Below are 3,122 nucleotides of genomic sequence, written 5' to 3'. Positions count from 1 at the left end.
CAATTATATAGGCTTGGATGAATACCTGAACATCTGCCAACAAAATGGGTTCACCCAAAGAAATGACAAGTTGCAGTTGAGCAGCTATCTGCACGATTTGGGAGTATGCTTGCACTTCCAGAAAGATTCACTTTTGAACAAGACCGTCATCCTCAAGCCAAAGTGGGGAACTGATGCAGTCTACAAAGTGCTGGATAATGAAAAGGTGATTCGCAACCTGGGTAGTTTCACACGGACTGACTTGGCAAACATCTGGTGTGAAGACGAATACGCCACGATGCATGGTGAACTCTTGCAGCTGATGATCAACTTCAAGCTGTGCTACGAAATTCCTAGAAGCCCAGGAAAGTATATTGCCCCACAACTGCTATCTGCTAATCAACCGTCTTATAACTGGGATGAAACCAACAACCTGATTCTGCGTTACACTTACGACTTCATGCCCAAGGGCATCATCACCCAGTTTATCGTCGCCATGAATAAGTTGAGGAATAAACAACAATATGTCTGGAAAAGCGGCGTTGTTCTCAGTAAAGACCAGACGGAGGCAGAGGTGATTGAATATTATGGCAAGCAGGAGATAAAGATTCGAGTTTCAGGTCGTCACAAAAGAGATTTGATGACCATAGTTACAGATGAACTCGATGATATTCATGACTTGTACAAGCGACTGAAGTACAACAAGTTTATCCCCTGTAATTGTGTAACTTGCAAAGATAACCAAGAGCCACACTTTTATTTATTTGAGGAATTACGAGACTTTATCGCCAATAAGCAAGACAAGATTCAATGTCGCAAGAAACCCTACAAAATGGTGAATGTCTTGGGCTTAATTGATGATGTAATGGACAAAGACCAATTTATTCAGCAAGGAGAAATCAGAGGAGGCGGAGATAATTATTATATAAACGCTAAAGAAGTTCAAATTCAAAAAGGGAATAATCTTATGTCTAATCAATCTCCACAAGAAGAAAAGCCAAAGTCAGAAGATGTTAAACTTCCGTTTGCTTTTCGCAATGGAATGTTCTATTTATTTGTAACTGTAGTTATATTTTGTCTAATTGCATTTTTTGGTGGTTCGCTACCATTTCATTATCTAGCTTTAACAATTATTGGTACAGCAATATTTATGGTCTTAATCGGCGTTCTGCAACTACGTCAAGATAACCGCCTTTCTGAGAAATCTTTTGTAGATTTAACAAAAATGGTACTGGAACAATTGCCTTTAATTAGTAATATTATTAAGCAGTTTCAAAGCAACAAATAAAAGCCCTACGAATGGAATCCGCGGCTATAAAAACGTGACGCTTTGCTAATTCGTCTACATGAATTGCCCCTACCTAAAAATCTATTTCAACTCAATAATTCCAAAACTTTAGGGGTGGTTATGAAACCACCCCTTTATTCTGCTAATATTTAGAATTTACTTGCAGACCCCTTAATGGGAAGTTAATTTACTCAGAAATGTTAATCTAACTTTCAACTTGAGAAGTAGCCAATGTTGGTGCAGAGAAAATACGCGAGTACAGACTTGATGGTTGTTGATGAGCAACAACTGGTAGAACTTGGCGAGCATGGGCGGCTAATTCTACTGCTTTCACATCATAAGTCTGCGTTGCTAACTTGGGATAAAACCCGATTCCGATGATTGGCAGTAACAAACAAGCGGTAATAAATATTTCGCGGGGTTTGACATCAGATATTACAGCATCCAAGTGTAACTCTTGATTTTGCTCCCCGTAGAACACTTGACGCAGCATCGACAGTAAATAAATCGGTGTCAAAATCACGCCAACTGCTGACAGCAGCACGACTACAACTTTGAAGCTGGAACTGTAAACATCACTGCTGGCGATACCTAGAAACACCATCAACTCACCCACAAAACCACTCATTCCGGGTAAAGCGAGAGAAGCCATTGAACCAATGGTAAACAGAGCAAAGGTTTTGGGCATTACTTTAGCCATACCGCCCATTTTATCCATCATTAAGGTGTGGGTGCGATCGTAAGTCACGCCAGAGAGGAAGAACAAGCTAGCAGCAATCAAGCCGTGGGAAACCATCTGTAAAACTGCACCACTGATACCAAGCTCTGTGTAAGAGGCAATCCCAATCAGCACAAACCCCATGTGGGCAATTGAAGAGTAAGCCAAGCGGCGTTTGAGATTGGTTTGGGCAAAAGCACAGCAAGCACCATAGACAATGTTAACCACACCCAAAACTGCTAACACTGGGGCAAAAGTCACATGGGCATTGGGCAACATTTCCACATTGAAGCGGATGAGGGCGTAACCACCCATTTTTAACAATACACCAGCCAAAATCATTGAACCGGGTGCTGATGCTTCACCGTGGGCATCAGGCAGCCAAGTGTGTAAAGGGAAAATCGGCAGTTTTACACCGAAGGCAATCAAGAAACCCGCATAAACCAATAATTCCAAAGTTTTGGGGTATTCTTTCATTCCTAGAGTCGCCATATCGAAAGTGACGATATCTCCAGAGAATGCCATTGCAAAACCAGCAATCAAAATAAATATTGATGCAGCAGCGGTGTAAAGAATGAACTTAGTAGCGGCATAACGGCGGTTTTGTCCTCCCCAAATGGAAATCAGCAGGTAAACCGGCACTAACTCGATTTCCCACATTAGGAAGAACAACAGCAAATCTTGGGCAACAAATACGCCAAGTTGGGCGCTGTACATCGCTAACATCAAACCATAAAATAATCGCGGCTTGGTGGTAACTTTCCAAGCCGCGAATATTGCGAGGGTATTTATTAAGCCTGTCAGAAGCAGTAAGGGCATCGATAAACCATCAACCCCCACAGCCCAATGCAAACCTAACTGCGGTATCCAAGGATAGTTTTCTACAAGTTGAAGTGTTGAGCTTTGGAAGTCGTACTTATACCAAAAGGCATAAATCATCAGTGCAAAGTCGGCAAAAGCAACTCCCAGACCATACCAGCGGACAGTTCTACCTTCCTTGTCTGGGATTAGGGGGATGGCTAAGGCAGCCACCAAGGGTAAGAGGATTATGGCTGTTAGCCAGGGAAATTCAATAGCATTCATCACTTCTAACAATCAATTTGGCTTATCGCTTTTAATTTCATTATATTAAGGAAT

The 3,122-nt window shown here is 41.8% G+C and carries 2 protein-coding genes; one reads left to right on the top strand and one right to left on the bottom strand.

The features are described 5' to 3' along the window. Positions 1 to 1,267, top strand: a 1,267-nt coding sequence (locus IQ229_RS20725; RefSeq protein WP_322744032.1) for a COR domain-containing protein, incomplete at its 5' end; no start/stop codon positions are given. Positions 1,268 to 1,472: 205 nt separating this feature from the next. On the opposite strand, the gene IQ229_RS20720 is transcribed toward IQ229_RS20725, so the two are convergent. Beyond that, positions 1,473 to 3,068: an NAD(P)H-quinone oxidoreductase subunit 4 gene (locus IQ229_RS20720; protein ID WP_194046951.1), complete on the bottom strand. Its 1,596-nt coding sequence runs from the start codon at positions 3,066 to 3,068 to the stop codon at positions 1,473 to 1,475. Between the last annotated feature and the right edge of the window lie 54 nt (positions 3,069 to 3,122).

It is taken from the genome of Nostoc cf. edaphicum LEGE 07299 (assembly GCF_015207245.1).
Taxonomy (GTDB): Bacteria; Cyanobacteriota; Cyanobacteriia; order Cyanobacteriales; family Nostocaceae; genus Nostoc; species Nostoc edaphicum_B.
Note: the sequence above shows the minus strand (reverse complement) of the source record. Positions and strands in the feature narration are given on the sequence as shown.

Excerpts from the sequence above, each read along its gene's own strand:
- IQ229_RS20720 (WP_194046951.1), bottom strand. The coding sequence starts at position 3,068 with ATGAATGCTATTGAATTTCCCTGGCTAACAGCCATAATCCTCTTACCC.